The sequence below is a fragment of the Candidatus Magnetobacterium casense genome (assembly GCF_019173545.1).
Lineage (GTDB): Bacteria > Nitrospirota > Thermodesulfovibrionia > Thermodesulfovibrionales > Magnetobacteriaceae > Magnetobacterium > Magnetobacterium cryptolimnobacter.
In genome coordinates this window covers 1-8,621 of sequence record NZ_JABXWD010000145.1, presented here as the reverse complement: position 1 = coordinate 8,621, position 8,621 = coordinate 1, and the positions used below count along the sequence as shown (strand labels likewise).

10 protein-coding genes are annotated in these 8,621 nt (G+C 46.5%); 7 read left to right on the top strand and 3 right to left on the bottom strand.

Annotated elements, in window-relative coordinates; translation table 11 throughout:
• Positions 1–112: 112 nt before the first annotated feature.
• From HWQ67_RS09125 to HWQ67_RS09100, 6 genes are all read left to right on the top strand, one after another.
• Positions 113–1,183, top strand: coding sequence for a hypothetical protein (locus tag HWQ67_RS09125; protein ID WP_218252377.1), 1,071 nt, complete (start codon positions 113–115; stop codon positions 1,181–1,183).
• The gene (locus HWQ67_RS09120) at positions 1,174–2,970 is read left to right on the top strand and encodes a DNA translocase FtsK (protein ID WP_218252376.1); all 1,797 of its coding nucleotides are present in this window, start codon (positions 1,174–1,176) and stop codon (positions 2,968–2,970) included. Before HWQ67_RS09125 ends, HWQ67_RS09120 begins: the two co-directional genes overlap by 10 nt.
• On the top strand, positions 2,967–3,287 hold the full coding sequence (locus tag HWQ67_RS09115; RefSeq protein WP_320414559.1) for a CBS domain-containing protein: 321 nt from the start codon (positions 2,967–2,969) through the stop codon (positions 3,285–3,287). Before HWQ67_RS09120 ends, HWQ67_RS09115 begins: the two co-directional genes overlap by 4 nt.
• Positions 3,288–3,446: 159 nt before the next feature.
• Entirely contained in the window at positions 3,447–3,647 is a 201-nt protein-coding gene (locus HWQ67_RS09110) for a type II toxin-antitoxin system HicB family antitoxin (protein WP_218252374.1), read from the top strand.
• Positions 3,644–3,865, top strand: coding sequence for a type II toxin-antitoxin system HicA family toxin (locus tag HWQ67_RS20515; protein ID WP_218252373.1), 222 nt, complete (start codon positions 3,644–3,646; stop codon positions 3,863–3,865). Before HWQ67_RS09110 ends, HWQ67_RS20515 begins: the two co-directional genes overlap by 4 nt.
• A gap of 165 nt (positions 3,866–4,030) precedes the next feature.
• Positions 4,031–4,717 carry a uracil-DNA glycosylase gene (locus tag HWQ67_RS09100; protein ID WP_218252372.1) on the top strand — a complete coding sequence of 229 codons (687 nt, stop codon included), beginning with the start codon at positions 4,031–4,033 and terminating at the stop codon, positions 4,715–4,717.
• A gap of 221 nt (positions 4,718–4,938) precedes the next feature.
• On the opposite strand, the gene HWQ67_RS09095 is transcribed toward HWQ67_RS09100, so the two are convergent.
• The 3 genes from HWQ67_RS09095 to HWQ67_RS09085 all read right to left on the bottom strand — a co-directional run bounded on the left by HWQ67_RS09095 (position 4,939) and on the right by HWQ67_RS09085 (position 7,687).
• Positions 4,939–5,673 carry a metal-dependent transcriptional regulator gene (locus HWQ67_RS09095; protein ID WP_218252371.1) on the bottom strand — a complete coding sequence of 245 codons (735 nt, stop codon included), beginning with the start codon at positions 5,671–5,673 and terminating at the stop codon, positions 4,939–4,941.
• A gap of 269 nt (positions 5,674–5,942) precedes the next feature.
• Positions 5,943–6,719 (bottom strand): outer membrane protein assembly factor BamD, encoded by a 777-nt coding sequence (bamD, locus tag HWQ67_RS09090; RefSeq protein WP_218252370.1) that lies wholly within the window; start codon positions 6,717–6,719, stop codon positions 5,943–5,945.
• A 62-nt stretch (positions 6,720–6,781) separates the two neighbouring features.
• Complete coding sequence (locus HWQ67_RS09085; RefSeq protein WP_218252369.1) at positions 6,782–7,687, bottom strand: GGDEF domain-containing protein; 906 nt, start codon at positions 7,685–7,687, stop codon at positions 6,782–6,784.
• A gap of 550 nt (positions 7,688–8,237) precedes the next feature.
• Here HWQ67_RS09085 and HWQ67_RS09080 point away from each other — a divergent pair.
• Entirely contained in the window at positions 8,238–8,480 is a 243-nt protein-coding gene (locus HWQ67_RS09080; protein ID WP_218252368.1) for a response regulator, read from the top strand.
• Positions 8,481–8,621: the final 141 nt, after the last annotated feature.

The following is an 8,621-nucleotide window of genomic DNA, read 5'->3' as shown; positions in this document are numbered from 1 at the left end:
AATTTGGATATGTAAGGAATAAGACATAGAATCATCGCAAAAAAAACTGTCATGGACGGTGAGGGGGAGTTTTGTGTCTTAACTCAATAAGATTTTCACGGTAAAAGATAAAATGGATGATTCTAATCTTGAGCGATTGAGCGATCCACCCATAACTCTACAAGGGATGATAGAAAAACAAGCAGAAGAGCTTATCGATAAAAGATTAAAAGAAGCAGGATGTACAAATAAAAAGGCAGTTTTTAGTAACAATGGCAGTTTTTTAAGAAGTTTGTTTGAATATAAGAGTGAAATAGGCGTAAGAAAGATTTTGATAGAGTGTAGCAGGCGTTGGATAGAGATAGGAGACTTACCACCACCACCCAAACAATCTATGAAAGAACTGTATAATAACTATGTTGAAACAGAGAAGCAAAAGTCCATTGTCTTTTTGCCAGATACTTTTTACTGGTTAGTTGAAAAAGCTGCAAGCGGTCTTACAGATCTCAAGATCACAGAACATAATGCTCAAACCTTACATTGGAGCTTAAGTGGGAGACAGTTTTATTTCGGCTTTGAAGCACGTTCACATCACAAAACATGGCAAGGAATTGCACGTGAGGCCAATCGTCTTTTTGTTCATGATAAGAGCACACATTATAAGGACACAAAGGTCGTGATGTTTCGAGTAACGCCAGATTTACCTAACATACCACAGCCAACCTGGAAGGTTATAGGTAAAGAAATTAATGCGGCTAAAGAAAAATACCTGCATATAATCGAACTGGAAGATATCGAAAAAATAGCGAAACTGTATGCAGCTCACATCCTTTACAATGACTCTTACGCAGGGGATGTTCCATTTCCACCTGATGAAGTTCTAAGGTTCATCTTTGGAGAACTTGCCTTCTTCTGGGAAGAAATAATGAAACCAGCGCCTTTTATTGAGATTACTACACTACAACCTCCTCCTCAACCACCTGCTAATACGACTCCAAGTGCCAATTTAATCAAGGCAATCCGTGAACTTATGAGCCTCAAGAAAATGCAGAGCGTAGATGACCTTGTTCAACAACTGTCAATGCTAAAGCTAACGGATGTTACCAAACCTGTTACCAGTGCAATGTGTTTGTCTGCATGTGAACAAATCCCACAAATAAGAATTACTAAGGGGCCAACAATGACGGTGCTCTTATGGCAGTAAAGACTATAAATGTCAGTCAGTTAAAATGTGCCTGCCTCGATACCAAGTGGCGCAATGAATGGTTGAGGGGCAACAATCCCTCTACTGATTGCACCAGAGGGGGCGGCCCATTTCCCGTTCAGGGAACCGCCTTTCACAAGATGGCAGCGGACTTTGTGGACTGGCTTACTGAGGCGAAAAGCAGGAAGGCTGCCGCCGCACTAAACGACGGCGACAGATTATGGGGTGAGATGTATGAACGATTTGCGGCGAAAAAAATAAATGAAATCATTGACCAGGGACAAGTAGAATCCGCATATCACCTCAGCCGGTGTCTGACGGTGTTCTGTGAACATCTTGCAGAGTTGCGAAAAAGGACTGAGGGCTTTAAATCATGGCAAGATGTGTTTTTGGCAAAAGAGGCCTCGGTAAAAGATGTGCATTTTTCCTTTGGTGATAATGCCGTCTTTGTCTCAGGAAAAATAGATGCCGTAAGAACCAATCCCCAATACCAACGCGAGATTGTAGACTATAAACTCTCAAGGGGCGACAACATGAAACACGATATGCTCCAGATTGCCATATATGCAAGGCTCCTGGCCATGACCAACCCCGCCCTGAAGTTTCACGGAACAATCGAATATTATCTGCCCAAACTCGATAAAGTCTCCTTTACCGCTGATGAGCTTAACGGCATATTCACTGAAATAATAGCCCCCGTCCTTCGTGAATTGGCCGGGGGGACCATAGACCTATCCGATGATATCAAGAGCTTCTACGAACAATTTAAGTTATCCGTTGAGGTCATTGGTAAAGTGGAGGCGCCACAGTTGGTGCGTTATAAGTTGAGACCAGCTGACGGTTTAAAGATTGTAAAGCTGGCAGGGCTTGCCGATGACCTGAAAGTACGTTTTGGCCTAAGCAATGCGCCTCTGATCAGCCCAGAAGGTGGTTTTGTAGCAATAGATATACTAAAGGAAACGCCCGACACGGTATCCTGGAGAGACATTGTAAATACACCGGAATACAAAGCAGATAAAAGCCCCGTCTCCTTCCCTGTAGGCATCGGGATTGACAACAATGTCATTATTGCCGACTTTGCCAATCCAAACATGTGTCATGCCCTTGTGGCCGGGACTTCCGGCAGCGGAAAGAGCGAGTTTCTCAAATCTATGGTTGCATCATTAATCGCCAAAAACAAACCCCACAACCTGAAACTCATTATAATTGATCCCAAAAAAGTAACATTTGCCGCAAAAGAATTTGAATCCGCCAAGTGCCAATATCAACCGGAAAATGAAGATGACTATGGCAGTTCAACTATCGTGTGTCTTGAAAAGGCAGTTGAGGAGATGGAGGCACGACTTAACCAATTTGCCTCAGAGGGCTTTGATTGTCTGAACGCTCGCCTTAAGGCTGGAAAAGAGGATATCCCGTTCTATATAATCATAATAGATGAATTTGGCGACATTATAATGACATTGACCAAGGACAAGAAAAAATTATTTGAATCCCTGATAACAAGGCTGGCACAAAAAGGCCGTGCTGCTGGACTACATCTTGTCTTGACCACACAACATCCCGTCAAGGAGATTGTCACCGGCTTAATAAAGGCAAACCTGCCACTTAAGATATGTCTCAGGGTTACAAAAGCACTATACTCACAGATAGTAATAAACGAAGGAGGCGCTGAAGCCCTCTTAGGAAGAGGCGATTTATTGTGTGTCCGTGGTAAAGGAATTGAACGAGGTCAGTCGCCTTTTATAACAAGCTATGAACTGACTCAACTATTCGTTGAACGACAATAAAACCAACGGTCATCGAAATATCCTCCAAGCGCCTGGGGGTTGCCGTGGTGCTGGATGCCGATAAACGGCTCGCTGGTATCGTCACGGATGGCGACCTCAGAAGGGGGTTGCAGAGGTGGGGCAAGGAACTCTACGATATGGACACCGCCGCCATTATGACACCTTCCCCGCGCTCAATCTATGAAGATGAGTTGACCGCAAAGGCCCTGGCGGTGATGGAGGCGCAGAGTATCACATCGTTGGTGGTGCCCAATCAAAACGGCCTCGTAAAAGGTGTCATACACATACACGATATGCTCAGAAGCGGCATCGTTTGAGTACACCACAATCAACCGTGTCATGCAGTTATACTGATCGGATTCGAGTTTTTTAGGGTATCAAAATTGCCCGCATACAAGAAAGACAGGGGCGGCTCCGCCCCCCTTCAGATTTTTTATCTTTTAGGAAAGACTTTTAGATTTATGTTAAAATAGGACATGCGCAAGGTAATTATCTATCCTGGTGAAGACGGCTATTGGGTTGTTGAATGTCCAAGCCTGCCAGGGTGCATTAGCCAGGGACGGACAAGGCAGGATGCCATTGAAAACATCAAGGAGGCAATAGCCCTATATATTGAAGTATTAATAGATGACGAAAGGAGTATCCCGGAGGATCAGCTTGAAGTGCTTACCGTATGAACAAGCTTCCTTCTGTTTCAGGTAAGCAATGTGTCAAGGCTCTTGAAAAAGAAGGGTTTGTGATAAGACGGCAAAGGAGTAGTCATATCGTGCTTACAAGAGACGAGCCATTTGCTCAATTGGTAGTACCAGACCATAAAACATTAGACAAGGGTACATTGCGAGCCATTATCAGACAAGCCGGATTAACTTTAGATACATTTATTGCTTTACTTTAGGACTAGGTTGCGTATAACATCCATTGCCGTGACCCATGGTCGCTGGAGCCGTCCGCTGAGACGCACAAGTTTGTTTTGTCCTGGTAACGTGCCTGTTGTTACCGATACGGCGGGATTATTTCCGGGTCTTGCGCTAAAAACTAAATTTGGGAGAACGATAAAAACATGTCATCCAGACAAGACACTTATGTTGCTATGATAGAGCTGCTCAAGGTCTACAAGCACCTTGATTTTGACGTCCTGCCGCCCTTGAGGCTGGACGTTGCCCCCCTGGAGGATGTTGCCCCCCTGCAGGCCGTCAGGGATGAGCTTGGCCAGTGTACGCGCTGCAAGCTGCACACAGGGAGGAAGAACATCGTCTTTGGTGAGGGTTCCCCTACGGCCCGGCTGTTGTTTGTCGGAGAGGGTCCCGGCGCCGATGAGGATGAACAGGGACGACCGTTTGTGGGCAGGGCAGGGAAGCTGCTTACGAGTCTGATAGAAAAGATGGGCTTTACGCGTCAGTCCGTCTATATTGCCAACATAGTCAAGTGTCGCCCCCCCGGCAACAGAGACCCGGAAGAGGACGAGGTCAGGGCATGTATCGGCTTTGTTGAAAAACAGATAACCGCCATAGCTCCGGAAGTCATCATGACATTGGGAAGCGTTTCAACCCGCACCCTCCTTAAAACCGACAAGAGGATAAGCGATATGCGCGGACGCTTTCATAACTACAACGGTATCAAGGTAATGCCAACCTTTCATCCCTCCTATCTGTTGCGCAACTCCTCCCAGAAGTGGGTAACCTGGAACGACGCCCTGATGGTGCTGGCAGCATTAGGCCTACAAGTGGAGGGAAGAGAGGGGCTGTAAGAGCTGACTTGCCCACGCTCATCAATCAGCCGGATTATGTGTATATTGTGGTCGGGCAAGACGAAGCTACCGTCGTGCAATAGCTCCAACGGCAACTGCGTCAACTCGTATGGCCTTTGCAGATACAGGGTTGCGTGTGTGTTAGTATCCCTGGCTGCTTTGATGATCTTCCTGCGGCTTTCCGGCGCTGCTATAATTGCCCGTACAGAACGCCATGCTGCTTACTTGTCTTTCTTTTTAAACTTCATGCTGAGTCCAAAGAATTTGCCTTTTTTTTGGGTTTTTTTCTTGACCTCGTCGTGTTTTTTATCCTTTGTCCAGACGCAGATGCTATGTGCAATTTCATCGTCCATTGCGATGGCCGCCCCCTCGCAGTCGATCACGTATGAGGGGTACTTTTGATGTAGCTTCACGACTGAGCCGGGCCTGATCTGCAGGGTGTTGAGTCTGTGTAAATGTACATCGCTGCTGCTGTTGATGTATGCAACGCGCGCACTCTGACCAATCGCCATCTCATCCAGGTGCAGTATCTGACTCTTTACCGTCTTGATGGACTCCTTGCAACACTCCCCCTCGGGGATCGGTAAGCCGTGAGGACACTCCCTGGGATGCCCCAACAGAATGCAAATGCTGTCCACCAACTCAAGGGTAACGATGTGTTCAAACTCACATGCCCCCTCCTCAATGTTGCGTCCCATCACGTCATACAACAGCCTCTCTGCCAACCTGTGCGCCCGCACTATCTGGCGGGCATAGTCATACCCCTTCTTGGTCAGACAGATGCTGTTTGTCTGCTGTACGACATCGACAAGCCCATCGCTGACCAGTTCGTTGACAAGTTCGGGGCTATAGTCGCCCTCAATAAGCTCCACCAGGTCGTTGAAGGAGTTTTTGGCTTCCTCCTGCATGTACCATAATCTTTCGAGATATTCGTCTATTTCCTTTCTGTTACTCATGCAAACACACTCCTGTCACGTTTTAGAACTATCATGACATGATTTTAACATATTTCTGCTGACAAATTCAAGTTTTGGCGATCTTGGTGTCACAGCAAAATAGAAATGTCCAGTTATCGTGGAAACCACGTATAAAGGTAGCACCAAAATCAACCGTGGTTGCCAGGATTTAAGCCACTTTTCTCTCTTCATAATATGGCATTGTTACTATGCTTGAGCAATGTGACCACGCTTAAATGGAGTGCTACCAGTTAGTGCAGGGGGCAGCTCTACAGGGAATTAAACTCTTTTTGAGCTTTTTGGCGCAACTTATCCTCTTTGACTATCTCCAGGGTCTTCTGAAAATACTCTCGGGCCTTGTCCTTGTCCTTAAGCCCCTTGTACGACATCGCCATGTGGTAGTAGACCTCACCAATGTCCGTAAAGTCATTGTACTGCTCAAGGATAACGTTAAAACGTCCAAGGGCTGCCTTAAATGAGGCCTTTCTGAAGTAAAACTTGCCCACGTAAAACTCGTGTTCTGCAAGAACGTTTCTGCACTTTTGCAGTCTTAACTCTATGACATCCCTGTACGGGTTTCTGGGATAGAGATCGGCAAGCTTTTTGAACTCCCTGATGGCGCTTTCAGCGGCCTTGTAACCCCTGTCGGCACCCTCTATCTGGCTAAACGCAAGGGCGGCTATCTGGTACTGTGCATTGGCGGCATATCTGTTGTCCGGATAGGAGTTCAGAAACTTCCGGTACTCCTCTATTGCAAGGTCAGACTCGTCATCTTTGACGTAGGACTCCGCAAGCTTAAGCTGCGCAAGCGGGGCATAGGTCTTTGTCCTGTCCCTGTTGATCACCTCCGTCAGCAACTCCCGGCCATCGGTGTACTCCTTGTCTTCAATCATCTTGATGGCACGTTCATAGGCATCTTTTTCGTCGATATAGGGTGGCTTTATGTTCTTCTTCGAACACGACAACAGCCCCGCAAACATCAAACCCACGACAACGAGCAGGATGCCTCCTGAGAGGCCTCTTTTTATATGTCTGTTTATACCCATACTGTTATTAAAATACTTGTCGGGTGATTAAGTCAAGTGCCACGAAAAAAATATCCGCATCACTATGTGCAGACACTGTCTCGTCCACTGTTTTTGGCCCGATACATGGCCTTGTCTGCACTGTCGATGAGTTCATCGGGGGTTTGTCCGCTCTGCAGCTCTGCCACCCCGATGGATACCGTCAAAGGAGGCAGTTGTCTTGCGTCGTGCAGGACTATAGGTGTCTGTTTGACCGCATTTCCTAACCTTTCGGCAATCAGGCAGCCCTCTTTTATACCCGTTGCCGGCAGAATGATGAGAAACTCCTCCCCGCCGTAGCGCACGGCAAAATCCGTCTTGCGAAGCTGTCCCAGCAGAGCCACCGCAACCGTATACAGGGCACGGTCTCCGGCAATGTGACCATGTGTGTCATTGTATGCCTTGAAGTTGTCGATATCGGCCATGATCACAACCAACGGACGTCCACTGTCAATGCACTTATTGACAACCTCACTGAACCTGTCACTTAACCAGCGACGATTATACAATCCAGTAAGGATATCGATGTTTGCGTAGTACTCAAACTGTCGCTTGAGGAAATTGCTCTTTGAGATTACCGATGTTCCATAACGCAGGCGCTGGGCCAGGATGTTGAGCAGGTTGCGACATGCCGCATGGGATACCGAGACTAACGACAGCAGTATCTCCTCATCCATCACCAGCATACGGCAATGCGTATTGGCAACCACCGAAGCCGTTGTCGGCCTCTGGTCGATCACCGATATCTCTCCAACGATCTCTCCACGTTCGTAGACCACAAGGGGTTCGTCTTCAAGATGGTCTACATGCACCCTGACACTCCCACTGAGAATCATGTAGATCAGGTAGTTGATCTGTCCGGCGGCTATTATCACCTCACCGGGCTCAAATTCTCTGTAGGTACATCTGTTGAGTAACCCCTCTATCGCCTTTATCCTTACGGATTTCAAGAGATTTATCCTCCTGACCTCTGTGTCGTTATACAGATTTCCCTCAATCATTTCAGATTTCACTGTAACATAAACCCCAGAGGTTTTACAACTGTCGGTACCACTGTCCAGGGCGTAAGGGAGGGGGATTGCGATGGTGTCTCATAAATTTCCTTGTATCTTCTTTATATCTCATGGTAGCACAAGAAAGAAAGGGGCGGTTTGTGGCAGGGGTGCCCCACCCCCTCCGCCCCCCTTCAGAACCCCCCGCAAGGGGAGGGGCGAGCCGCCCCTGGCACGAAGAAGTCCCCTTGACCCCGTAAAATGCCATTATCTTGTATTTAATCCAATCGAAACGTGCTATATTGCACACAATCGAAACGCGCTATAATATAATCTGAGTAAATATCCAACATTTTAATGTCCATAAAAAAATACTCCCTTTATGCTATAATAGAAAGCTATGATAACTGCACAGATATTTTACCATACTTAATAATATGCTTTTGCGTAACATGAGTTATGTTACAATAAATAATGATTATTAGTAACCATGATGGTTATAATAAGCATGCAAAACATTCTTGTTGTAGATGATTTTCCAGCCAATATTGTAGCTCTTGAGACAATACTCACAGGACTTGATCTCAACATCTGCAAGGCACTCTCAGGAGAAGAGGCACTAGGGATACTCATTGAACACGACATTGCCCTGGCAATTGTGGATGTCATGATGCCACAGATGGATGGCTATGAGTTGGCCACCATGATGAAAGATAAGGTAGCACTCCAAACAAGCGTGGACGATGTATAAAGTATTGAAAAAAAGTGGTTTATGTGTAATAATATTGGTAGCACCCCAAACAACCGTGGTCATGCAGCCACCGCCATTGTTTGGTTTTGTAGGTGCCTGGGTGGTCGTCCTCGTCGTGGAGGATCAACCCATAACGGCAAC